The sequence below is a fragment of the Clostridium tyrobutyricum DSM 2637 = ATCC 25755 = JCM 11008 genome (genome assembly GCF_000359585.1).
GTDB lineage: Bacteria > Bacillota > Clostridia > Clostridiales > Clostridiaceae > Clostridium_B > Clostridium_B tyrobutyricum.
The window spans coordinates 1-23,521 of sequence record NZ_APMH01000041.1 but is presented as its reverse complement, the minus strand read 5'-3'; the positions used below and the strand labels follow the sequence as shown (position 1 = coordinate 23,521).

Sequence of the window (23,521 nt, the reverse complement as noted above, 5' to 3'; positions counted from 1 at the left end):
GTAGTCCCTAGGAGGATCGAACTCCTGATTTCACCGTGAGAGGGTGACGTCTTAACCACTTGACCAAGGGACCACATCTCAAAACCGACATTTAATATTATATATCCGTTTTACATATTAGTCAATACTTATTTTGATTTTTATAATTTATTTTATTATGCACTAATTTTAACTTACATTTATATAGAATTTTATATTTAATAAAAAAGTTATATAAACTTATTATTGCAAATGATTTGCACATAGATATATAATATTACTTGAGTAATTCTTATTCCATAAATATTTTGAAGGAGAATTTTTATGATCAACATAGATAATTTAACCTTTTCCTATACTGGAAAGCCTCCCTATCCTATAAAAAATTTATATTTAAATATAGAAGATGGAAGCTACACTTCTATTCTAGGGGAAAATGGCAGTTCAAAAACTACATTGATAAAACTTATACTTGGATTGTTAAAACCTGTAAAAGGCACAATTAAATTAAATACCGACAAAATAGGATACGTTCCACAAAGACTTGAAAGTTTCAATGCCCAATTTCCAATTACAGTTTTTGAAGTGTTGAATATTCATAGAAAAGTATTAAAAATAAAGGATAATAATATAATAGATGAGTGCCTTGAATCTGTGGGTATGGATAAATTTAAAAACAGTTTGATAGGAAATTTGTCAGGGGGGCAAATGCAAAAAGTTTTTATAGCTAGAGCTCTCATGGGTAACCCGGAACTCCTGATATTTGATGAACCATCTACAGGCATAGATGTAAACAGTCAAAAAGAAATATATAGATTAATAACCCATTTAAACAGATGCCATAATATAACTGTAGTTGCCGTAGAACACAATCTAAATGCAGCTATAAATAATTCTACACACATATATAAAATGGGCGGTAATATTTGCAGTATGTACACAATTTCAGAATATAAAAAATCGGTAAATTTTTGATTGAATTAAATTGGAGGTATTAAATGTTACAATATGGTTTTATGCAAAATGCTATAATTGCAGGTATATTTATAGCTATACTATGCCCTGCTGTAGGAGTATTCTTGGTATTGAAAAGATATTCCATGATGGGTGATTCACTGTCACATTCATCACTTGCAGGAGTGGCACTAGGCGTTGTATTTGGATATAATCCAATAATAACAGCATTTATATTTACTGCCATAGCTGGTCTCATAATAGAATTCCTGAGAAGTTATTATGAAAAATACTCTGAACTCATACTTGTAATAGTACTTACATTTTCAGTGGGTATTGCCATTGTTCTAATAAGTACAGGTCAGGCAAATGCCAATGTAAATTCCTATTTGTTTGGCAGTATTCTTACTGTATCCGATAATGAACTGTACATTATTTTTATACTTAGCATAATTTCAGTTATTTCACTATCTCTATTCTATAGTAAATTACTTTACATAACATTTGATGAAATCGGAGCAAAAATAGCTGGTATAAATGTAAAATTTATAAATTACTTATTTTCTCTGCTTGTAAGTGCTACTATATGCGTATCCATTCGTATTTTGGGAATACTTGTAATCTCAGCAATGATAGCAATGCCTGTGGCTGCTTCTCTCCAATTAAAAAAAGGTTTTAAGACAACTCTATCTTTTTCCATCATGTTTGGATTTATAGATATAATGGGGGGATTATTCCTATCATATTATATTAATAGTGCACCTGGAGGAACTATTGCTCTTACATCAGTAATAATTTTAATTATGGTTTTAGCAGCAAAAAAACTTCTTTTAAATAAATCCATGGCTTAATCATTTATATATTTTAGACAAAAATATATACTAGTAAAATTCTATTTTAAACATAAAATATTTAAAATAGAATTTACCAGTATATTTATAATTAATCATACTCAATAAAGTATTCTCCTAAATTATGAATTATTTACTGATTAAAAAGCCTTTGTTTGATTCTTGTACTGCTCTATGTTTTTGTACATACTTGACCATGACCGTTTTGAAAACATGACGGAAACATTATTTCTCCTTGATTCTTCTTTTACTATTTCAGTCATATTATGTCCAATAAAATCTGTAAGTATCAATACCAAATCCGTATTTTCAGGAATCTTTATTTTCCTATCCCCCTTTTTTCTTCCAGTAACATGCGCTATTTTATTGAAACCGTTCTTCTTTAATTTGTCCATAATATTTCCAAGTCGGTCTCCTCCCACAACTAGAATACTCATAAAATCTCCTCCTAATATATTTTTATAATTATATGATATTTACAACAATTCAGATAAATAATACGTATTATTATACATATGCTGCATCTTCTAAAATATCTATAAGCATAGATGGTGTTACACCTTGTATAACGTTTTTTGCTACATTATATCTTGCTTTATCATAATTTGCAAATATTTCTCTAGCAAGATTCAAGTCATTATATACTTTCCAATATCCGCACATAAGACATCTTTTTGATGGTTTTTCCATAAAACATATAACATCATCTAAGGGAAACCCTAAAAATACTCCAACTTCATGGGGACAGGCATCTTTGAATCTCTCCTTTAAAATAGACAGATTTTTGTACAAATCAAATTTTTCACTATAGCCAAATTTATTTAGGAATTTCATATGTTTATCAGAATATATTGCAGATTTGAGTTTATCAGAGTAATAAAATAATATAGTGATTGAATTTTGATTTTTCTTTAATTCAAAGAAGTTCAGATTATATTTTTCCAAGAAGATATATTTATATCTTTCCCAAAGTATGTTTAGATTTGCATTATTTTTCCCAAATGTTATTATTGAAGATGGTTTGTTTCCACTAAGTGTAGGTGCAATGCCATAGGATATTATTCCAAAAAGATATTCTGCATCATTCATGTTTTTTATTTTATTCATATATTTTTCTGTAATTATACTTGTCATAAATAGCATCCATCCTTTTAATATAGTTTATATTTATAATATTTCTAAATTTTTTAAAATTTATACTAAAACAGAAACTATATATGATACTGATTTTCAATATCAATTATAACTTATTTTCCTACTAATGTAAATACATAAAAAATTTTTTGCACAAAAAAATAAGCCTTACAGCTTATTTTCCATAATTTATTTAAAAAACCGCAGGTTTAAAACCCTTTCCTCTAACCTCGCTAGCATCCATAATCGACATTACTGCATGAGAATCTATATTTGAAATAAATCTCTTGGCCTCTTCAATCTGTCTTGAACTCATTATAGAGTATATAACCTTTTTCTTGCTGCCAGTATAGGCTCCTTCACCATATAAATAAGTAACTCCTCTTCCAAGTTTCTCAGCTATAACTTTTTCTACATCATTGCTATCTCTAGTTATAACAAACAATACCTTGTCCTTATCAAAACCTTGAATTATTTTATCTACTACTACCGAGTACATATACATTGATATCAAAGTATAAATTGCAATAGGTAAATTTCCCATAATCATGCCAAAAGCAACTATTATAACATTTATTGTAAAAGTCATCTTCCCTACTGATATACCATATTTCTTTTTTATTGCAACAGCTATTATATCCGTTCCTCCCTGTGAGGCTCGTGACTTAAATATCAATCCGGCTCCGATTCCTGTGAGCACACCACTGCACAATGCGGATAAAAGTGGATCGGGCAAATAGTATAATTGATGTACTGTTTTGGTAAATATAAGTCCAAGTGACATAGATACCATACCTATGAAACTAAATATTCCGAATTCCTTATCTATAATTTTGAATCCAATTATAAATATTGGTATATTTATGACTATAACAAAATATCCTGAAGGTATGCTTGTTAAATATTCACATATAATTGCAATACCGGCTACTCCTCCACTTAAAAATTTATGGGGAATAATAAACATGTTAACTCCAATAGAATATATCAAACTTCCAAAAATAATAGTAACCACTCTAAGCAATTTTTTCTCAATGTCATTCATACTGCATCCCTCCAATAAATACGTTCTTTCCTTTATTGCAAATAGATTTTATTATATATTTATTTAAAGGTCAATGCAGTTAAATGTCTATTAATCTATATTTTCACTGATTTGAGGCCTAATAATGAATTAAATGTGTCAAGTATCCCTGTAGCTTTGTATAACTTATGAATACTCTTCTATCTAATAACTAAATATTTTGAATATTTTCTTTTATATATAAATTTAATTTTTAGCTTAATTTCTTTCATAATTGTTTTATGGTTAAACTTTACAACTACTTGTCATTCCTTTATTTTAGCCTTTTAACCACTGTAGGTCTTTTTTCTTCAAATATAAAATGAACTATTTAAATTCAACATATCATTATTCAAAATAGGCTCAATAATTTTTTTTAAATATTTTTTAGTTTTCTATTCCTAATCTTGCTTTAACACCTTTAGTATAATAGTGCTTTATCTCCTTCATCTCTGTTACAAGATCTGCCCTCTCTATTATCCTATCATCAGCATACCTTCCTGTAATCACTACTTCTATGTTCTTATTTCTATAATCCAAAAGTTCAACAACTTCATTTATGTCCACCAAATTATAGTATATAGCTATATTCAATTCATCTAACACTACTAAATCATATTTATTGGATTGAAGTATTGTCTTGATTTTTTTTAATCCTATTTGGGCTTTTTCTATATCCTCTTTAGTGGGATTCCCATGTATAAAAGCATCTCTTCCAAATTGCTCTATAGTAAGATTAGGCAATAGCTCAGGAGCTTTCAATTCACTATAATCCATTCCCTTGGCAAATTGTCCAAAATAAACTTTTTTTCCTGCACATATAGATCTAAGACTCAGTCCAAGAGCAGCTGTAGTTTTTCCTTTTCCATTTCCAGTATACACATGAATATACCCTCTATCCAAAACAATCTCTCCTTTTTTTATAAAAACTGTATTTATCCAGTGTCTGAACACTATACACCTTTAAATTATTGCTATGAACTTTTAATTTTGCAACATTCATTTTTTCCATATCATCATATATTATACCTAAGATATTTCCACTATGTGCCCCTATTATTCCAATTCCACCCGTAGATTTACATATTGAAAATACAATATCAATAAAATCATAATACAATCTTTTCTGGTTTCTAACTATACTTTCAGTAGAAACATAGGAAAGTTTTTGCAGATCTTTTTCGCGTATAGCCTGTCTAAGAACAGGTATCAAGTCTTCAACATTACTTAAATCATTCAAAACTCTAGTATTGAATTCTAATGTATCAACAGCACTCTTTCCTTCAAATGCCAGTATATTAAATTTAATATAGTCACCGAAGTTTTCTCTATATAATCCATATTTATAATCAAACAAAGTCATATTATCAAACATAATGCTATCCGTAGGTTCTATTTTTATACATTCATTCAACAGCTCTTCTTCATTGTAGTTCCTATTGAACATCCTGAGCAGACATCCGTAAATTGTACATAAGTCTGCAGTACTGCTTGCCATTCCCTTGCCTTTTGGTATGTCAGAATCAATATTTACGCAAATATCTTTATAATACTTTTCATATTTCCACAATTTCATGATATTTTCAATAAAGGCATAAGATTTTTTCAAATTTTTGTAACGTACTGGATTCCTGCATTCGAATAATCTAACCCTAGTATATATATTTATTGGAAATGACATCAACAAATCCTTATCCTGTACCTTTCCCTGAACTATCTCTCCAAAACTTCCGGGATAAAAAGCTGTAATTTCCATAATATTATCCTCTTAAAATATATTTTATAGTTATATAATCTATCATTTTAGATATATCATTAAATACATTATTGTAATTCATCTTTTTCCTGTCTATTATAAATGCATAAACATTCATGTGAAGGCATGCTTTTATTTTATCATAGGTGCCTCCCTTTAAACCGCTATCTTTAAGTATAACAGCTTCTATATCATAATCTTTTATGAATGCACAGTTCAATTCATAACTTACAGGTCCTTTTATTGCAATTATATCTTCTATTTTTATACCAATCTCTGAACACTTTTTCAAAACATTAACTAATGGAAGAACTCTGTGAACTATTCTATTTTTTAATTTCATATCCATCATCAACCGTAAATTTTTACTTCCAGTAGTGTCCAATATATTTCCTTTTATTTTCAAAAGCTTTTTATGAAGTTCCTCATAGCCTTTCACTTCAATAACTTTTTCATTTGATTTAAAATCTTTAATACAGGAAGGTCTTTCATACCTTATATATTCTATATTAAGTTGTCTGCAGGCTTTAATTGCATTTTGAGTTACATCTACAGCATAAGGATGGGATGCATCTATAAGCACGTTTATGTGTTTTTCTTCAAATACTTTAATAAAACCATCAAAGTCCAGAGGACTGTGGTTTAAATATTTATATTTGTAATCTTTTAGAAGGCTTCCTCCATATTCAGTTGCAGTTGATATAAATATATCATCAGTAAAAGTATTTATTCTGGAAAGTATGTCCTTTCCCTCTGATGTGCCAAGAATTAAGCCTATCATTTTATTTTTTCCTCCACCTTGTCTAAAGCACACAACTCTATTGGACTTGATTGTTCCATAAGTGGATTCCCATTTATAGAGTCTCTTATATGATTTATATATATTTGGTGAAATGCTGTATTCTCTCCTAAGCCATGTAAATACAGTTCAACTTTGAATCCCAATTTTTTCAGTCTGTTCTCCCATGAATTCTCATTGTCTCCTGACATGTCTTCAACTACATGATTCCCCGCTACAAGCATAAATGGCATGAGCATTATATCTTTTATATGCTGCTTTCTAAGTTTTAAAACTACATTTTCCAGTATTGGATATCCCTCAACAGTAGCTATAAAAATATTTTTAACTCCAGCATCTGCAAGTATATTCTCCATCATGGAATAACTTGCATTTATAGGGTGACTTGAGCCATGCCCCATCAATATTACAGCTTTCCCCTGATAATTTTCAGGCAGTTGTTTTTTTAATGCTTCTGCAGCTATTCTATAGTCTTCTTCCCTGTATAAAATAGGTCTTCCAACTACAAGTTTTTTAAATTTATGATTATATTTTTGTGAATATCTCAACATCTTGTCATATTCATCACCTGGAATTATATGCAATGGTTGAATATACAACTCGTCAAATTTTTCTTCTTCCATTTTGGATAAAGCTTCATCTACTGTATCTATATATATATTACTCTCTCTTTTCAATTTTGATATTATCATATTTGAAGTAAAAGCTCTTCTTATTTCATAATCTTTAAAAGCATTCTTTATAGAATTTTCAGTACTTTCTATGCATGATTTAAGTATATTTAAAATACTGGTTCCAAAGCTTACTACAAGTATCCCTTTCTTACTCATAAATCTCTTCCTTTCGATATTAATTAATTTTTGTTTTATAACCTCTTGGAGTTATGAACTTGTCGTTATCTATATAACTTTTACTGTTTCCAATTATAACTATACTCATCATGTCTACTTGTTCATCAGAAAAGTCTTTTATGCTGGTAAGTATTGTCTTCTGACCCTGTCTCAGTGCATTTTTTACAATAGCCACAGGTGTTGTAGAAGATCTATAATTTTCTATAATACTTATGCATTCTCTCAAATAATGAGGTCTGCCATTACTTTTAGGATTATAGAGTGATATTACAAAATCTCCTTCTGCCGCAAGTTTTACTCTCTTTTTTATAAGTTCATATGGTGTCATAAGATCACTTAAACTTATACTGCAATTATCATGCATAAGAGGTGCTCCTACTACAGATGCAGCTGACAGAGATGCTGTAACTCCCGGTATTATTTCCACATTTGTATTTTTATCAAGTTGCAATATAAGTCCAGCCATGCCATATACACCTGAATCTCCAGTACTTACTATAGATACGATTTTACTTTTAGAAAGTTCTATAGCCTTTTTGCACCTTTCAATTTCTCCCTTCATACCTGTTGAAAATATTTCTTTTCCCTGAATTAATTGTGATATCATTTCCAAATATTTATTATAACCTATTATTATCTCACTTTTTTCTATGGCATTTGCTGCTCTCAATGTCATATTTTCAATACTTCCTGGTCCAATGCCTACTATATATAGTTTACCCAAAATTCAATCACCTTTTTCAATTAATTTTAAACAACACTTTTCAATACACCAATACACAAAGTCATTCCATTCAACTTCAACTTATCTGTCAACTGTTCCACACCTGAAAGATAAGTACAGGGCTGACAAACAGATTTTACTCCTATGGTCTTTTCCACAAAGTCACTTCCTTGAAACTTATGTTGTACTGTCCTGATTTTTTCACGTGTAAATATACTGAGATCACATTTGAAATAATCCTTTAGATATATTATTGCAGGTTCATATTGCTTTATATCTACTGTAGATACTAAAGCTACTGCCCTACTATCAATATTCTCAGATTTCAATATGGAAAGTACTGTATCTTTCATTATTTTTGGAGAAAAATTTTTTCTGCATCCTATTCCAAGTACAATATCCTTTCGGATTAACTTCAACAATTTAATTTTATTATCTATTCCGCTTATTTCATCTCTATGTGTAATAATTACAATGCCTCTTTGAACATGAGATTTTTCTACATATCCTTTAGGGCATTGTATTATATTTCTTTCATCTGTAAATCCAACTTTCTTTCCATTCACCAAAAGTGCAGAAATATCTTTGGCAGATTTCAAACTGTCTATTATAAGATTATGCTTTTTAGCCAGTACATCTGGTGCTGTTACTCCAATATTATCTGTAGCAGTGGTTATTACAGGAATCGCATTTATTTTGCGTGCTATTTCTCTTGTAATTTCGTTGGCTCCTCCAAGATGACCACTTAAGAGGCTTATTACAAACTTGCCGCAGCTGTCTATTACAACAACTGCAGGATCAATATCTTTTGATTTTATAAAATTTGATATGGCCCTAACTGCAATTCCTGTAGAACTTATAAATACAATTGCTTTATAATTGTGCATAACATACTCTGATATGTTCTTTAAATTAAAATCTTTGACGGCTTTTTTAGAATATATATGTGCATCATAATATTTTTTCAACTTTTCAGCCATTATATCTCCTGAATCAGTAACACTAACTATTCCTATTTTCATCTTTTGCCTTCCTGTATTCATGACTGAAGTTTTTATCATATAGAAGACTTTTGTCATAACTGCAGTCTATAAAATTCCCTACTAAAATCTGTGCAGTCTTTGTTATATTCTGCTTTTTCACTTTATCTGCTATATCTTCTAGAGTTCCAATAACAAATTTTTCATCATTCCAGCTTGCCCTTTGTACTACTGCTACAGGTACATTGTGCCCATATCCCCTTTTTAGTTTTTCTACGACTTTATCTATCATTCCTACAGATAAAAATATGGCCATGGAAGCTCCTGTTCTGGCTAAATTCTCAAGATTTTCTCTTTCTGGAACAGGGGTTCTTCCTTCTACTCGCGTAAGTATTACAGTCTGGCTGACTTTGGGTAGTGTAAATTCCCTTTTTATAGAGGCTGCTGCTGCAGTGAAAGAACTTACCCCTGGTACTACTTCATATGGTATTTCAAGTTTTTCAAGTTCATCCATCTGTTCTTTTATAGCACCATATATGGAAGGATCTCCTGTATGGAGTCTTACAATTTTCTTGTCCTCCATATAATAATTCTTAATTGTATCTATTACTTCCTGAAGTGTCATAGAAGCAGAATTGTATATTGCTGTATTTTCACCGCAAAATTCCATCTGAGCTTTTGATACAAGCGAGCCTGCATATATTACCACATCTGCCTGTGAAAGTATCCTTCTTCCCTTTACCGTTATGAGTTCCGGGTCACCTGGCCCTGCTCCTATAAAATAAACTTTGTTTTCCATAATTCACCTTCTTCCACTATTCTCTGCTGGCTATTATAAGTGACATGTAGTCACTATTTTCAAGTATTTCTTCTCTGGATCTAAGTACCTTCTGTCCTTCTCTATAAGCCCTTTTTATATATACATATGTAAATTTATTTTTTTCAAGGAAGTCCAATACTTCTCTTTCTCTTCTATATACCTTCATTATAACTATAAATTTTTCATCTGTTAATTTGTCTATTTGGGAAGCCGGCATAATACAAACTCTTTCATTTCCAATCACAATTTTCTCCCCTGCAAGACTTGCTGCAGCACAAAATGATGTTATTCCGGGAATTGTTTCAACTGTATATCCTTTCTCCCTTATGTAATTCAACAGATATATATATGTACTATAGACAAATGGATCACCTATAGTTAAAAATGCCACATCTTCTCCGTTCATAAGTCTTTGTTCAACTTCTTTAAAAGCATCAAATATCTTTTTTTCCTGTTCAGCTCCTCCCATTGGGAAATGCTGTACAATTATCTCTTTATCCTTTCCAATAAAATTTTTAGCAATGGAAAGTGCAGTGCTTTTTCCTCCTTCCTTTGAAGAAGGTGCCATTATAACCTGGCATTTTTTTATTGTATTAACCGCCTTTATAGTAAGAAGTTCTTCATCTCCCGGTCCCATGCCAACTCCATATAAAGTACCAAATTTATTATTTATACCCAATTAAAAATCTCCTTTCATGAAAGCTTTACAGCAGTTACTATGAATATACTGTTATTTGAAGATATCATACAACTCTTGCCTTTTATTCTGTTTATTGAAACCTGTATGCAGTTCACATCATAATTCATGGAATCAAATAATTCTATCGTTTTACTTAAATTTTTCAGAGTAATAAAGTTTAAAACCATTTTTCCTTTTATTTTCAATTTTTGTCCATAAGTTTTTATTATATTATCTATATTTCCACCGCTTCCACCTACAAATATTCCTGAAAAACAAGGCTCTATTTCAGGTGCAACTTCAATTGCCTCACCACTTACTACAGATAAATTGTGTATTTTAAACTTCTCCTTGTTTTTATATATTAGCTCAACAGCATCTGGATTTTTTTCAATGGCAGTAACACTTCCTTCAGGACACATCCTAGCAATTTGAATGCTTACGGAACCAGTCCCTGCTCCTATATCTAATACTTTGGAATCTGATTCTATATTCAATTTTGCAATACTGAGAATTCTGATTTCTTCCTTTGTCATAGGACTGCTTCCTCTTATAAATTCTTCATCTTCTATGTACATCAGCATTCTCCCTTCTTTAAAATATCCTGATTTTTTATAACTACTACTGATAATTTATTAAATTCCATATTCATTATCTTGTCTGGAGTTGCTGCAGTAATCTTTTCACTAGCATAGGAAAGATCCTCCCCTACATATACAAGTGCATCAATATGATTTTCATATAGCTTTTTGCCTATAACATCAGGTGAATTGCAATTGTCTGTAAGCCATATTGAAAGTTCATTATGCTGTACTATGTGAACAATTTCCGCATTTCTTCCATGTACACTTCCCAAATAGGAATTTTGCCAGTTCATCTTGAGTTTTGACATCATATATTGAAAAGAACTTATTCCCGGAACAACTTCTATATTTTCTCCATAGTTCTTTTTCAAATAATCTGTTATACCATAAAATAAAGGATCTCCAGATGCAGCCACGGATATTGTTTTATATTTTGTTGAATTTACAAGTTCAATTATTTCACTTAACCTGAACACTTTTATCTTTTTACTACTTATAAAATTCAAACTGTCCAAAGCTCTTGAGAAACCTATTATTACATCAGATTCATCCATAATTTCAACAGCTTTTGGCATAATATAGTCTGCATTTCCAGGGCCTATTCCCACAACAAAAACCTTTGGCACAACATTATCCTCCTCATAATTGTGAATTGTAAAGCACTCCTCGTTTCATTGAATACATTATGACTTCAACTTTAACGGTATTATGAGTATAAATCTCCATCCTGTTTCTTATTTTTTCACCTATTCTACTGTAAAGTTCATCATAACCGTCTCCAAGATAATTTACTGCTCCTTCTGTAGTCTTTTCACTGTATATTTTTCTAACAAGCTCTAAATTCTTTCCCATAAGTGCAAGTTCCAATGCCATGGTTTCCAGCCTTACATCACATACCCTACTGTGTGTATTAAAGCATCCCGATGCCACCTTGCACAGTTTACCTATATGCCCTACTACAAGAATTTTCTTTATGCCCTTGTTCATACACATGTTGAGTGCTTTTCCCAGGTAATTTGACATGATTACCATTTTATTTTTATCCAGCTTAAGTTTGACTGCCATGTCTTCACCCATATTCCCAAATAGAAGTATTATATCCTTATATCCATTTGCTATTTTCTGGTTCAGCTCAATTTCTATAGATTTTATAAGAGCTTCTTCAGACATGGGCATAACTATTCCTGTAGTTCCTAATATGGATATTCCTCCCATTATGTTAAGTCTTGGATTAAATGTTTTTTTAGCAATTTTTTCTCCCTGTGGTGCAAATATGGTTATACCTGCTCCACAATTTTCAGGAAGTACCTCTTTAACTTCCTTTTCAATCATACTCCTTGGTACAGGATTAATGGCGGCCTCTCCTTTTTTTACATATAGTCCATCTCCTTTAACTATACCTATGCCAATTCCACCTTTTAGAGCATATCCCTTCAATCTCTTTTCAGCCCTGGCCCAAATTTCCATGCCATCTGTAATGTCCGGATCATCTCCTGCATCTTTTATAACACAACATTCAACATGATTTTCAAAACATTTTATTTTAGATATTGGAATAAGAAGTTCTATTCCTTTTGGTGTATCTATTTTTATTTCCCTGCATCTGCCACCATAATATAATATTCTAGTGGCTGCCTTTGCAGCAGCTGCAGCACAGGATCCTGTAGTATATCCACATCTCAATTTTTTCCCATCACAATCAACATACATATCCAACATATTACTATCTCCTGGTTAACATATACATAAGTGCATTTACTATGGCAGCTGCTGCATTGCTTCCACCTTTTCTGCCTCTAACTGTTATCATTGGAATATCCAATTTTTCTATTTCCTCTTTCGACTGGGATGCTCCTACAAAACCAACTGGTGCTCCTATTATAAATTTTGGTTTTGCTTTTCCCTGAAGGGTAAGTTCTTTAAGCTTAAAAAGTGCTGTAGGAGCATTGCCAAATACAAAGAACTCCACACCTTCTTCTGCTGCTATTTCCACTGCAGCCATAGATCGGGTTATCCCTCTAATTTTAGCTTCACGTGCTATATCCTCTCTGGACACAAAGCACTGCACTCTGCAATTTAGTTCATTAAGTGCCTTTTTATTTATTCCTGACAGTGCCATATTGGTATCAGTATATATTACAGTACCTTCTTTCAAAAGTTTCAGAGCCCTTTCTATAGCTCCATCTCTTATATACAATATCTCTTTATATTTAAAATCTGCAGTAGTATGTATCACTCTTTTTACTATGGCAAGCTCTTCATCTGAAAAACTATGAGGTCCCATTTCCCTGCCTATTATTTCGAAACTCTTTTTTTCTATATCCATAGGATTCTTAATATAGTCCATTACAAATTATCCTCTCTTATATCTACAAGTTGACTACTGTCTATTTCAGCTTCTTTAAATGTAGCCATATTATCCATAGTATAAAGTGCAGCCTCTATTATGGTAAATGCAAAAGGACAAGCTGATCCTTCTCCAAGTCGCATATCCAAATTAACCATTGGCTTTAGTTCCAATTCATTCATCACATATTTGGCACCAGGTTCTGCTGAAAGATGAGACGGAAACAGAAAGTCTTTAACATGTGGATTTAATCTTACTGCACACAATGCCGCTACAGATGATATAAAGCCGTCTATTACTATTGGAACTCTATTTTGGGCTGCTCCCAGGAAGCATCCACAGAGTCCGCAAATATCAAATCCTCCAACTTTTGAAAGAACATCTATAATATCATTTTTATCTGGTTTATTTATGGAAATCGACTTTTTAATGGCATTTATCTTTTTAGAAAGCTGAACATCAGTTATTCCAGAACCTTTACCTGCAGCTAAATCCGGAGAAATTCCTGTCAGTACACTTAGAACTGCAGCACTTGTAGTTGTATTGCATACTCCCATTTCACCTGTACCTAAAAGATCATATCCACTTTTGCATAAATCATCAGTTATCTGAATGCCAACTTCAATTGCCTCTATGGCTTCCTCTCTTGTCATAGCTGGTTCTTTTGTCATGTTTTTAGTTCCATAATTTACTTTTTTATTTATTACACCAGGAGTATTAATGTCACATTTAATTCCTATATCTATTACAGTTTTATCTGAACCGTAGAAATCAGATAATACGCAGACACCAGTAATCCCTTTTGTAAAATTATTTGTTACATCTGCAGTAAGTTCCTGTCTGCAGCTTCCTATACCTTCTTCCCATATTCCATTATCCGAACACATTATTATTATATTTTTTTTATTTATGCTATTGTGTATTTTACCTGTAATTCCAGCCATTTTAGCAGCTATTTTTTCAATCTGTCCCAGACTTCCTATAGGCTTTGTTAAATTGTCTATCCTTTTCCATGCTTTTTTTACTGCAGACTCATCACTTTTATATATCTTGTTAATAGTGTTTTCTAACAATGTCATAATTTTCCCCCACTATTGTAATTTACTATATCTTTAATAAAATCCATATTTCCAAAAAAGTGTACATGGGCATAAGCTGCTAAAGTATTATTCTTGTAATAACCGCACTCCCATTTTTTTTCACTTCCATCATACATTTTTTTTGTAACTTCATATACTCTATTTTCCATTGACCGAATATAGGATTTATGAAATTCATGGCAATTAATTTTAATTCCACTTTTTAATAATTGGTTGTATTTAACAACTTCTACACTTGAATATCCAAAATTATGAAGTTTATCTGACATAAATACCTTTCCTTTAAAAAATCCCACCATGTCAAAGCTTTTGTCTCCTTTTACATTTTGTATTTCATCCATCAAATACATTAGTCCTCCACATTCTGCATAACATCTAAGACCTGAATTTAATTTTTCTCTTATATCCCATATCATGGTTTTATTTTTAGAGAGAACTTCTATAAAAACTTCTGGATATCCACCGCCTAAATAGAGAAAATCAATATTTTCAGGTAGTTTTTCATCATGAATGGGACTAAAAAAAATTATTTCACCTAATTCATTTAACAGTTCTAAATTTTCTTTATAGTAAAAGCTAAATGCTTCATCGTAAGCCACAGCAATTTTCATATCTTTTGATTTGAGATGAAATCTATCTTCATAGTCCTGGGTTTCTTTAAAATACTCAAGCATTCTATCTATATCAATATTTTCTACAATAAGTTTGCCAAGAATATCCACCCTGGAGTCAAGATCTGTTACTTCACTGCTTTGAATAAGCCCAAGATGTCTGCTCTTTAAAGAAACTCTATTATCTTTTGGAATAAACCCAAATACCTCGACATTGCAGTTTTTATTTATAGCCGCTTTTATGAGATTATAGTAGGATTTGCTTACATTATTTAATATAACTCCAACTATATTTACAGATTCAAAATCAATCATCCCATTTATTTCTGCGCAAATAGTAGTACTTTTTCCCTTTGGATTCATAACCAGGATAACAGGAAGGTTTAATAATTTTGATACATGGGCTGTAGAATATTTAGTGCCTATTCCTTTTCCATCGTATAGTCCCATGACACCTTCCACTATTCCGATATCACCATTCCCCCTGCTGTAGGATGCCCTTACACCTTCTTCTCCCATAAGAAATATATCTAAATTTCTAGATGGTATTCTGGTTATTTTTTCATGGAAAGCAGTATCTATATAATCAGGCCCCACTTTATATCCCTGAACTGTAAATCCTCTTTCTGTAAGAGCCTTCATAATCCCAATAGTTACTGTAGTTTTTCCACTTCCACTACTGTCTGACGATATAATTATACTTTTCATTTATTTTCTTCTCTTATCCATCTGCAGATATCCAAAGCATAATAGGTAATTATAATACCTGCTCCAGCTCTTTTGATTGAAGTAAGCATTTCTTCTGCAACTGCCTTTTCATCTATGAGTCCAGCCTTGGCTGCAGCTTTCACCATTGCAAATTCTCCACTTACATTGTATGCTGCTATAGGAAAATCGAATTTATCCCTTGCCCATCTTATTACGTCAAGATATGGAAGGGCAGGTTTAACCATAATTATGTCTGCTCCCTCTGCTATATCATCTTCTATTTCCAGCATTGCTTCTCTTATATTTCCCGGATCCATTTGGTAGCTTTTTCTGTTTCCAAATTTAGGTGCTGAATTTGCAGCTTCTCTAAAAGGTCCATAGAAAGCTGAACAATACTTTGCACTATATGCCATTATAGATACATCTTTATATCCATTTTCGTCTAAAATATGTCTAATTGCACCTACTCTTCCATCCATCATATCAGAGGGTGCAACCATATCGGCTCCAGCTTCTGCATGTGAAAGTGCAATTTTAGCTATATATTCAAGTGTCTCATCATTATCCACTTCATGATCATGGATTATTCCACAGTGGCCATGACTTGTATATTCACACATGCATACATCAGTTATAACAAATAGTTCAGGATACAGATCTTTGAGTTTTCTTATTGCCCTCTGAACTATGCCATCTTCTGCATAAGCTTGAGAACCAACTTCATCCTTGTGCTCTGGAAGTCCAAACAATATGACACTTTTGACTCCAGCATCTTTCATTTCATCAACTATTTCTTGCAATCTATCTACAGAATACTGATAATTGTTGTCCAGAGAAGGTATTTCCTGTTTTATATCATTTCCATCAATTACGAACAAAGGATATATAAAATCATTTTTATTCAATGAAGTTTCCCTTACCATATCTCTTATAACACTATTTTTTCTCAATCTTCTATGTCTTCTAAACATCTCATTACTTCCCATCTTTTTAATTTATATTTCCAGCTACAAGCTTCTGTATAATTCCATCTGTAGTATAGCTTTCAGACATTTTATAACTTAAATTATGTTTTTTTAATTCACTTCCTGTTATAGGTCCTATTGATACAATCTGCTTTTGTCTTATGGAATCAATTCCAACAAGTTCTATCATATTTCTAACAGTACTTGGGCTGGTAAACAAAACAGTATCTACATCTTTAAAGCACTCTTTGTCTAATACATCTCCAACCAACGTCTCATAGGTATAACATTCATCTACAATACATCCCTGGCCTCTAAGCACTTCTGCCAAATATGGTCTTGAATTTTTAGACCTTGGAATAAATATTCTGTCACCTTGTTTTACATATTTCTTCATTTCCTTATAAAGACTTTCCGCCACAAACTTCTTTGCAATTATTTTGGGTATTATTCCCCTTTTTTTTATTTCTCTTTCCGTAGCAGGTCCTATTGCAGCAAATATACCTTTTATATTCCTTATATCATAATTTTCTTTAAGGAGAACATCAAAAAAACTTTCCACTCCATTTGAACTTGTAAAAACTACATAATCATACTCATTTAGTTTATCCATATAATCTTTTATGTTTTCTGGAGTATATCTTATTTTAATTGAATGAATTTCAGTAACTTGAGCACCTAGATCTATCAGTTTCTTTCTCATTGGTACAGATTGTTGTTTTGATCTTGTTATACATATATTTCTGCCAAATAGAGGTTTTTTCTCATACCAGTTTAATCTGTCGTTTAATTTGACTACCTCTCCTATTACAAATATACATGGTGAATGGAAATTCTTTATTTTAGTTTCCCCATATATGTTTTTTAAATTTGAAGTTAATTTTCTCTGTTTTGCAGTAGTTCCACTCATGACCACTGCACAGGGTTTAGATGGATCCATACCATTTTCAATCAATTTATTACATATGATTTGAAGATTTGAAAAGCCCATCATAAATATCAATGTTCCACCTATATTGGCAGCGGATTTCCAATCTATATCAAGCTTATCTGCAGCCTTTCCAGTAAATACATGAAAACTTCTGGCAATATTTCTATGAGTTACAGGTATTCCTGCATAATTTAGAACAGAAATAAATGAGGTTATACCTGGAATAACTTCAAATTCTATATTTTCTTCTGTCAAGGCAAGTATCTCTTCTCCCCCTCTCCCAAAAATATAGGGATCCCCTCCTTTAATTCTTCCAACTATATTTCCCTGTTTTGCAAATTCAACAAGCATTTTATTTATTTCATCCTGTGTCTTGTAGTGACTGCCAGGATTTTTACCGCAATAATACAATTTGCATTTTTCATCGATATAGTTTAAAACTTCAGTTCCTGCAAGTCTGTCATACATTACTACAGTACATTTTCTAAGTTTTTCCACTGCCTTTAAAGTTAGAAGTTCTTCATCACCAGGTCCTGCCCCTATAAGATATACCTTACCGCAAGCCATATTATTACTGCTCCTTTCTGCATATAAGTTCAGCTAAAGTTTTTCCAAGATCAATATTATGTGATATTTCTCCCGCAATACTTTTTTTTATCAATTTTCCATTTAGATCAAATAGTCCTGTTATATAAATTGTATCTCCTGAAATTTCAGCATAGGCTCCTATAGTAGAATGACAATCTCCATTTAAAGCTCTCATAAAACTTCTCTCTGCCTCTACACACTTTCTACTGTTTTCGTCATTTAGTTTTGTGAAAGTATTTTTATGTTTACTATTACTCCTGATTTCAACTCCCAAAGCACCCTGACCTATAGCAGGTACAACATTTTCTATACTAAAATAGTCTGTTATAATCTCTTCCATATTCAATCTCATTACACCAGCAGCTGCCAGAACTATTCCATCCAATCCCTGACTTATCATCTTGTCTATTCTTGTCTGTACATTTCCTCTTATTGGAGTTATATTTAAATCTGATCTTAATTTTTTAATCTGGGCTGCTCTTCTGTTGCTGCTGGTTCCTATCTGAGCACCAATTCTTAAATTTTTAAAATGTACATTTCCATTTGACACAAAAACATCTCTTGCATCTTCTCTTTTACAAATAGCTGCTATTTCAAATTCATCCATTATATCAAAAGGTACATCCTTCATGCTGTGAACAGCAGCATCTACCTCATTATTCAAAAGAGCTCTTTCTATTTCCTTTATAAAAAGTCCTTTACCTCCTATTTTGTTCAAGGCTATATCAAGCCTTTTGTCTCCAGTAGTTTCTATTAATACCTTCTCACTTTCAGATCCACATATCCTTTTTACCAAATCCATTACTATTTCTGTCTGGACTTGAGCCAGTTTGCTTTTTCTAGTAGCAATTTTAAATTTCAAACAATATCACCATCCGTAAAATTAAACTTCATTATTATAAAACATATCTATTATAATTTTGGACTTCTTTTTTTTATAAAAGAAATAAAAATCTTTACAGCATATAAATCTCATTATTTCGCTGCGTCTTTTTCCCTTTGGCAAACTATTTCTGATATTACATGTAAAACTTATAAAATCATCATATTTTTCTATATTATTTTTTATTATATCTGAAATAAAAACTGCAGTTCTAGGTGATGAATCATATGTATTTACTCCAAAATATAAACTATTCGTACTTCTTTGACATGGCAGAATGGAATTTCCCATATCAGGCTTGGTACAGTCTATGTATATTTTATACAACCTGCCGCAATCTCTTCTTATTGCAGCATTTACATCAGAGTCATCTGATGCAATAACTATAATATGCTTATCACATATATAACTTTGATTGTATTCATCTGAAATCATATTGACATTCTGCCTGTATTTGAATCCGTCAAACTCCTTGAGAAATTTCTTGGATACAATCTGTACATTACAATTTTTATCTGAAAATGTCTTTGATTTTATATAAGCCGCTCTTCCTCCGCCTATTATTAACACATTTACTTTATTAGACAAAAGAGTGATAAGTAATTTTTCATCCAATTCAATAACCTGCCTTTTAAATTCTCTATGAATAATTTATAGATATTCTTCTCAATATATCAAGCATCTGCTGATTTTTTTCTCTGTCTTTTACAGCCAATCTTATATAATTATTATCCAAACCTCTGTAGTTATTACATTTTCTTATAAGTGCACCATTTTCCATGCATTCATCATAGAGAGTCTTGGAATCAACGGATTTCAATTTACATAATATAAAATTTGCATAGGTATCATATATTTTATCTATTATACTAATTTTATTTAATTGACTTTTCATAAATTTTCTCTCATCACTGATCCACTTTAACGATTTATGAATATATGCTCTATCTTTAAGTACATATTTTACAGCAGTCTCTGCAAAACAATTTATGTTCCATGGATTTTGATTGATTTTTATATTTCGTATAAGGGACTTATTCGTGGAAATGCCGTATCCGAATCTAATGCCCGGCAATCCAAAAAATTTAGTAAGAGCTCTTACCATAAAGATGCATTTGTAGTTTTCTAGTTCATTTAAAAAACTATATTGTTCATTTCCTGCAAATTCAATAAAAGCTTCATCTATAATTATAGTCTTGCCATTTTCGTTACAATATTTTACTATTTTCATGAATTTCTTTTTATCTAAAATATTTCCATTTGGATTATTTGGATTTCCTACAATAACTGCATCTGAAAGTTTCAATTTGGATTCTATATCTTCGTAATCAAAATCCATATTATCCTTTAACTTGGAATATATTATATTACAATTCCACTTTAGCGCATTTTTCTCATATTCTATAAAGGAAGGAACTACTATACATATGTTTTTAAAATTCCTTATTACAAGATCTATTATTTCTGCAGCTCCATTTCCAAGTACTATATTTTCATCTTCAACAATTTCTCTATGTAAATAGTCTCTTATATTATTTTTTAAATTTCTATACTCCACGTCAGGATATATATTTGATACATTCAACGCTTCATCTATATGATCTCTAAAACTTTTAGGAACTCCAAGTGGATTTATATTAGAGCTAAAGTCAATAAGATTCCTGCCTTTTAAAATTCCTTCCGTATATATGTCTCCTCCATGTTCCACAAAATCACACTCCAATTTATAATTTAAAATAACATATAAATATTACAGTTGTTAAAATCACCATAATTGTCTGAGAGAAGTACATAAGTTTTATACATTTATCTATATGAGTAAAATTGAGAATATTTATTTTATCACCTATATTGGGTTTATATACTTTTTCTCCAAAATACATATTGGTTCCACCCAATTGAATCCCCATTGCCCCTGCAGCAGCAGCTTCAGGATATGCACAATTTGGACTTTTATGATTTTTTCTATCCCTAATCATTATTTTAAGAGAATTTAATATGTTGCCTCCTACAAATGGTGAAGACAGAGAAATCAATACGCCCGTTATTCTAGCTGGTATAAAATTAAAAATATCATCTACCCTGGCAGGGAAAAAGCCTATATATCTGTACTTCTCATTCATATAGCCAAGCATTGAATCCATAGTATTAACTGCCTTGTATGTCATAGCCAGTGGTGCTCCAAAAATAATACCGTAAAAAAGAGGTGCTATAACTCCATCAGAAGTGTTTTCAGCAACTGTCTCCACAACAGCTCTTGTTACTTCATCTTCGCCAAGGTTGGCAGTATCTCTTCCTACTATGTAAGATAATTTATTTCTGGCACCTATTATGTCCAACTTTTTCAATGAAAAATATACTTTTCTGGACTCTTGATCCAGACATTTGGCAGACAATGTAGTACATAATAGACCTATGTTTACTATGTTGAATAAAATAATGCTGTTCTTTAATAAAAGAAGCAATATTATAAATGGAATTAAAAAGCTTACAGCTGCAAGTATTATCACTATTACTCCACCAAATACTCTAATTTGTTTTTTAGTCTTGCATACTTTTCTTGCCTTGTACTCTAAAAAGCTTATAAGTTTTCCCATAAATATAACTGGATGCGGAAACCACCGCGGATCACCTATTATCCAATCCAATACAACAGCTGTGATAATATCTATAAAATTCATAAGTAATAAGGACACCATATTACCTCTTTCCATCCAGCTTTACTATATCATATAGTGCTTTCATGTCTATATTGCTTCTAACTATGTCTGCCAGTTTATCCAGTTCATTTTCTCTGATTTCATCATAACTTAAAGAATGTTTATGTTCTAGATGTTTTTTGTCTCTGACTATATTTAAAATATACTGTCTGAAATCCATGTCGTCAAATACACCATGTATGTAAGTGCCTATTACATTATTTTTATAGTTTACTGCACCATCTTTTAAAGAAACTTCAACTCCATTTTTATTTACTATTTCAAAAAATGACTTGGCCTTACTTCCATATTTTGAATTGCCCATATGTATTTCATATCCATGAACAGTACAGTATTTATTTTTTGCTTCCACTCTTGTAGTAACTTTATTTCTTTCAAGTACAGTATCTATGTCCAGAAGACCCATTCCTTGAGTTTCAAGCACACTGCTTTCAACTTCATATGGGTCTTTTAGAGAGTTGCCAAGCATTTGATACCCTCCGCAAATCCCTATTACAATACCAGATTTGCTGTATTCTTTTATACGGTTTTCAAGTCCATTTTCTCTTAATTTTATCAAATCTTCTATGGTATTTTTACTTCCTGGCAAGATTAAAATATCCGGATTTCCAAATTCCTCTTTTGAAGTTACAAATCTTATAGATACATCTTCTTCACTGCGTAATGCATCAAAATCAGTAAAATTGGATATATGAGGTGACTTTACAACAGCTATATCTATATAGTTGCTGATTTTCTTATTAAATGAAACTGCACCATCTTCATCCTCCAGATTCAGGTCAAAATAAGGAACTACTCCAAGACCCGGTATTTTAATTATATCTTCCAGCATATCAAGACCTGGCTTCAGTATTTCTATATCTCCTCTAAACTTATTTATTATTGTTCCCTTTACCCTCTTTTTCTCGTTGTCCTTCAAAAGCAGCATAGTACCTGCCAACGAAGCAAATACACCACCTTTATCTATATCACCTACTAAAATTACAGGAGCATCGGCAATTTCAGCCATTCCCATATTTACAATATCCCTATCCCTTAGATTTATCTCAGCAGGGCTTCCTGCCCCTTCCATTACAATTATATCAAATTGGCTTTCCATATATAGAAAATGCTTTTTTAACATTTCTCTGAATTTCAACTTCATATTGTGGTATTCCACAGCAGTGGCATTTCCATATACTTCGCCGTTCACTATTATCTGACTTTTTCTGTCCGATGTAGGTTTTAAAAGTATTGGATTCATATAGACTTGAGGTTCCAGGCCAGCTGCATAGGCCTGAAGTACCTGAGCTCTTCCCATCTCTTTTCCATCTAAAGTTATATAGGAATTTAGAGACATATTCTGGGATTTAAAAGGGCTTACGGAATAACCATCCTGCATGAATATTCTACAAAGCGCAGTAACAATTATACTCTTGCCAACAGATGATCCCGTTCCCTGAATCATGATTTTTGCCATAATAACCTCCTTGTATAATGTGGTTATAACATTCA

Annotated in this window: 26 protein-coding genes and 1 tRNA gene; 2 read left to right on the top strand and 25 right to left on the bottom strand. The window is 31.6% G+C overall.

What is annotated here, in order from left to right; genetic code table 11:
* Nucleotide 1: 1 nt before the first annotated feature.
* Nucleotides 2-73: transfer RNA gene (locus tag J418_RS0114220), tRNA-Glu, on the bottom strand.
* Between the two features lie 230 nt (nucleotides 74-303).
* Here J418_RS0114220 and J418_RS0114215 point away from each other — a divergent pair.
* The gene (locus J418_RS0114215; RefSeq protein ID WP_017895926.1) at nucleotides 304-954 is read left to right on the top strand and encodes a metal ABC transporter ATP-binding protein; all 651 of its coding nucleotides are present in this window, start codon (nucleotides 304-306) and stop codon (nucleotides 952-954) included.
* Nucleotides 955-977: 23 nt separating this feature from the next.
* On the top strand, nucleotides 978-1,784 hold the full coding sequence (locus J418_RS0114210; RefSeq protein ID WP_017895925.1) for a metal ABC transporter permease: 807 nt from the start codon (nucleotides 978-980) through the stop codon (nucleotides 1,782-1,784).
* A gap of 140 nt (nucleotides 1,785-1,924) precedes the next feature.
* Here the strand turns inward: J418_RS0114210 and J418_RS0114205 are convergent, their stop codons facing one another.
* From J418_RS0114205 to J418_RS0114090, 24 genes are all read right to left on the bottom strand, one after another.
* The gene (locus J418_RS0114205; protein WP_017752753.1) at nucleotides 1,925-2,221 is read right to left on the bottom strand and encodes a DUF2325 domain-containing protein; all 297 of its coding nucleotides are present in this window, start codon (nucleotides 2,219-2,221) and stop codon (nucleotides 1,925-1,927) included.
* 70 nt (nucleotides 2,222-2,291) lie between these two features.
* Entirely contained in the window at nucleotides 2,292-2,918 is a 627-nt protein-coding gene (locus J418_RS0114200) for a DUF3793 family protein (protein WP_017752754.1), read from the bottom strand.
* Nucleotides 2,919-3,111: 193 nt separating this feature from the next.
* Nucleotides 3,112-3,963 (bottom strand): YitT family protein, encoded by an 852-nt coding sequence (locus J418_RS0114195; protein WP_017752755.1) that lies wholly within the window; start codon nucleotides 3,961-3,963, stop codon nucleotides 3,112-3,114.
* 405 nt (nucleotides 3,964-4,368) lie between these two features.
* Entirely contained in the window at nucleotides 4,369-4,884 is a 516-nt protein-coding gene (locus J418_RS0114190; RefSeq protein WP_017752756.1) for a cob(I)yrinic acid a,c-diamide adenosyltransferase, read from the bottom strand.
* Nucleotides 4,877-5,737 carry a GHMP family kinase ATP-binding protein gene (locus tag J418_RS0114185; RefSeq protein ID WP_017895924.1) on the bottom strand — a complete coding sequence of 287 codons (861 nt, stop codon included), beginning with the start codon at nucleotides 5,735-5,737 and terminating at the stop codon, nucleotides 4,877-4,879. Before J418_RS0114185 ends, J418_RS0114190 begins: the two co-directional genes overlap by 8 nt.
* Before the next feature lie 4 nt (nucleotides 5,738-5,741).
* Entirely contained in the window at nucleotides 5,742-6,518 is a 777-nt protein-coding gene (locus J418_RS0114180) for a cobalt-precorrin-6A reductase (protein ID WP_017752758.1), read from the bottom strand.
* On the bottom strand, nucleotides 6,515-7,366 hold the full coding sequence (locus J418_RS0114175) for a sirohydrochlorin cobaltochelatase (protein ID WP_017895923.1): 852 nt from the start codon (nucleotides 7,364-7,366) through the stop codon (nucleotides 6,515-6,517). The genes J418_RS0114180 and J418_RS0114175 overlap by 4 nt, the downstream gene beginning before the upstream one ends.
* A 19-nt stretch (nucleotides 7,367-7,385) precedes the next feature.
* Entirely contained in the window at nucleotides 7,386-8,111 is a 726-nt protein-coding gene (gene cobJ, locus J418_RS0114170; protein WP_017752760.1) for a precorrin-3B C(17)-methyltransferase, read from the bottom strand.
* A 26-nt stretch (nucleotides 8,112-8,137) separates the two neighbouring features.
* Nucleotides 8,138-9,133: a cobalt-precorrin 5A hydrolase gene (gene cbiG / locus J418_RS0114165; protein WP_017895922.1), complete on the bottom strand. Its 996-nt coding sequence runs from the start codon at nucleotides 9,131-9,133 to the stop codon at nucleotides 8,138-8,140.
* Nucleotides 9,114-9,890, bottom strand: coding sequence for a precorrin-4 C(11)-methyltransferase (cobM, locus tag J418_RS0114160; protein WP_017895921.1), 777 nt, complete (start codon nucleotides 9,888-9,890; stop codon nucleotides 9,114-9,116). The genes cbiG and cobM overlap by 20 nt, the downstream gene beginning before the upstream one ends.
* Nucleotides 9,891-9,906: 16 nt before the next feature.
* On the bottom strand, nucleotides 9,907-10,590 hold the full coding sequence (locus tag J418_RS0114155; RefSeq protein ID WP_017752763.1) for a cobalt-factor II C(20)-methyltransferase: 684 nt from the start codon (nucleotides 10,588-10,590) through the stop codon (nucleotides 9,907-9,909).
* Between the two features lie 14 nt (nucleotides 10,591-10,604).
* Nucleotides 10,605-11,168 carry a precorrin-6Y C5,15-methyltransferase (decarboxylating) subunit CbiT gene (gene cbiT, locus J418_RS0114150; RefSeq protein WP_017895920.1) on the bottom strand — a complete coding sequence of 188 codons (564 nt, stop codon included), beginning with the start codon at nucleotides 11,166-11,168 and terminating at the stop codon, nucleotides 10,605-10,607.
* Nucleotides 11,168-11,800, bottom strand: a complete 633-nt coding sequence (gene cbiE, locus J418_RS0114145; RefSeq protein WP_017895919.1) for a precorrin-6y C5,15-methyltransferase (decarboxylating) subunit CbiE — start codon at nucleotides 11,798-11,800, stop codon at nucleotides 11,168-11,170. The genes cbiT and cbiE overlap by 1 nt, the downstream gene beginning before the upstream one ends.
* 13 nt (nucleotides 11,801-11,813) lie before the next feature.
* On the bottom strand, nucleotides 11,814-12,893 hold the full coding sequence (cbiD, locus tag J418_RS0114140; RefSeq protein ID WP_017895918.1) for a cobalt-precorrin-5B (C(1))-methyltransferase CbiD: 1,080 nt from the start codon (nucleotides 12,891-12,893) through the stop codon (nucleotides 11,814-11,816).
* Between the two features lie 4 nt (nucleotides 12,894-12,897).
* Nucleotides 12,898-13,521, bottom strand: coding sequence for a precorrin-8X methylmutase (locus J418_RS0114135; protein ID WP_017895917.1), 624 nt, complete (start codon nucleotides 13,519-13,521; stop codon nucleotides 12,898-12,900).
* A complete protein-coding gene (gene cobT, locus J418_RS0114130; protein ID WP_017895916.1) occupies nucleotides 13,521-14,600 on the bottom strand; it encodes a nicotinate-nucleotide--dimethylbenzimidazole phosphoribosyltransferase in 1,080 nt (359 codons plus the stop codon). Before cobT ends, J418_RS0114135 begins: the two co-directional genes overlap by 1 nt.
* A complete protein-coding gene (locus tag J418_RS0114125; RefSeq protein WP_017752769.1) occupies nucleotides 14,597-15,940 on the bottom strand; it encodes a cobyrinic acid a,c-diamide synthase CobB in 1,344 nt (447 codons plus the stop codon). The genes cobT and J418_RS0114125 overlap by 4 nt, the downstream gene beginning before the upstream one ends.
* The gene (hemB, locus tag J418_RS0114120) at nucleotides 15,937-16,911 is read right to left on the bottom strand and encodes a porphobilinogen synthase (protein ID WP_017752770.1); all 975 of its coding nucleotides are present in this window, start codon (nucleotides 16,909-16,911) and stop codon (nucleotides 15,937-15,939) included. The genes J418_RS0114125 and hemB overlap by 4 nt, the downstream gene beginning before the upstream one ends.
* Before the next feature lie 19 nt (nucleotides 16,912-16,930).
* A complete protein-coding gene (gene cobA, locus J418_RS0114115; RefSeq protein WP_017895915.1) occupies nucleotides 16,931-18,403 on the bottom strand; it encodes a uroporphyrinogen-III C-methyltransferase in 1,473 nt (490 codons plus the stop codon).
* Nucleotides 18,404-18,407: 4 nt separating this feature from the next.
* Nucleotides 18,408-19,286 carry a hydroxymethylbilane synthase gene (hemC, locus tag J418_RS0114110; RefSeq protein WP_017752772.1) on the bottom strand — a complete coding sequence of 293 codons (879 nt, stop codon included), beginning with the start codon at nucleotides 19,284-19,286 and terminating at the stop codon, nucleotides 18,408-18,410.
* Between the two features lie 21 nt (nucleotides 19,287-19,307).
* Entirely contained in the window at nucleotides 19,308-19,955 is a 648-nt protein-coding gene (locus J418_RS0114105; protein WP_080601009.1) for an NAD(P)-dependent oxidoreductase, read from the bottom strand.
* Nucleotides 19,948-21,015, bottom strand: coding sequence for a pyridoxal phosphate-dependent aminotransferase (locus J418_RS0114100; RefSeq protein WP_017895914.1), 1,068 nt, complete (start codon nucleotides 21,013-21,015; stop codon nucleotides 19,948-19,950). Before J418_RS0114100 ends, J418_RS0114105 begins: the two co-directional genes overlap by 8 nt.
* Before the next feature lie 16 nt (nucleotides 21,016-21,031).
* Nucleotides 21,032-22,006 carry an adenosylcobinamide-phosphate synthase CbiB gene (cbiB, locus tag J418_RS0114095; RefSeq protein ID WP_023625230.1) on the bottom strand — a complete coding sequence of 325 codons (975 nt, stop codon included), beginning with the start codon at nucleotides 22,004-22,006 and terminating at the stop codon, nucleotides 21,032-21,034.
* Between the two features lies 1 nt (nucleotide 22,007).
* On the bottom strand, nucleotides 22,008-23,486 hold the full coding sequence (locus J418_RS0114090; RefSeq protein WP_026142668.1) for a cobyric acid synthase: 1,479 nt from the start codon (nucleotides 23,484-23,486) through the stop codon (nucleotides 22,008-22,010).
* Nucleotides 23,487-23,521: the final 35 nt, after the last annotated feature.